We start from the raw sequence: 1,043 nt of genomic DNA on the forward strand, positions 1-1,043 counted from the left end.
TCCGTTCCGCTCGTCGATCGAACAGTCGCACGGGTGCCGGCCCGCCCGGCCGCCCGCATACAGGTCCGGTTCCCATGACATCCCAGTCCGTCTCGACGGCGGCCGGCATCGATGCCGGCCAGCGCTTTCTCGACGTCGCCCTCGCGCCGTCCGGAAAGACCTTCCGGGTGCCCAATCTGGCCTCCGGCATCGCCACCATGATCGCCCGTCTGACCGCGGCGGGCGTCACCCGCGTCGTCCTGGAAGCGATCGGATCCTACGCGCAGACCGCAGTCGCCGCCCTGACCGAAGCCGGCTTCCAGGTCGGCATCGTCAATCCGCGCCGCATCAAGGCCTTCCGCGACGCCGAGGGGCGCCGCGCCAAGACCGACAGGCTGGACGCGCAGCTCATCGCGCGCTTCGCTCTCGTCATGACCGACGCCGTCCGCCCACTCCCCTCCGCCGAGCAGCAGACCCTCAAGGCGCTCTCCCTGCGCCGCCGCCAGCTCACCGAGATGATCGCCATGGAGAAGACCAGGCTCAAGCAGACGCTCGAGCCGCTCCTGATGGAGAGCCACCGCGCCACCATCGCCGAGCTCGCCGCCCAGTGCGAGCGAATCGAAGCCGAACTCGCCCGCCGGATCGCCGACGACACCGAGCTCGCCCGCGTCTCCCGCATCCTCACTTCGATCCCGGGGATTGGCACCCGCATCGCCACCGTGCTGGTCACCGACCTGCCCGAACTCGGCCACCGCGACCGCAAATCCATCGCCAGCCTGGCCGGCCTCGCACCCCATGTCAGCCAGTCCGGAAACGCTCCGCCCCGCGCCGCCATCGCCGGCGGACGACCTTGCGTCCGCACCAGCCTCTACCTCGCAGCCCTCGTCGCCGTCCGCCACAACCCCAAGCTCAGGGACGACTACAAGGCCATGCGCAACCAGGGAAAGCCCGCCAAGGTCGCCCTCATCGCCGTCGCCAGAAAGATCCTCGTCATCGCCAACGGCCTCGTCAAAGCCGACGTCGCATACTCGCACGCTTGACATTCAAGACAGTCGCCGGGTTCG

1 protein-coding gene is annotated in these 1,043 nt (G+C 69.3%); it reads left to right on the top strand.

The features are described 5' to 3' along the window. The first annotated feature begins 74 nt into the window (after positions 1-74). A complete protein-coding gene (locus J2S22_RS30855; RefSeq protein WP_307155927.1) occupies positions 75-1,019 on the top strand; it encodes an IS110 family RNA-guided transposase in 945 nt (314 codons plus the stop codon). Positions 1,020-1,043: the final 24 nt, after the last annotated feature.

The organism is Rhodoplanes tepidamans, from assembly GCF_030813915.1.
Taxonomy (GTDB): domain Bacteria; phylum Pseudomonadota; class Alphaproteobacteria; order Rhizobiales; family Xanthobacteraceae; genus Rhodoplanes; species Rhodoplanes tepidamans.

Coding starts and splice junctions, on each gene's coding strand:
- J2S22_RS30855 (WP_307155927.1), top strand. CDS start 75: ATGACATCCCAGTCCGTCTCGACGGCGGCCGGCATCGATGCCGGCCAG.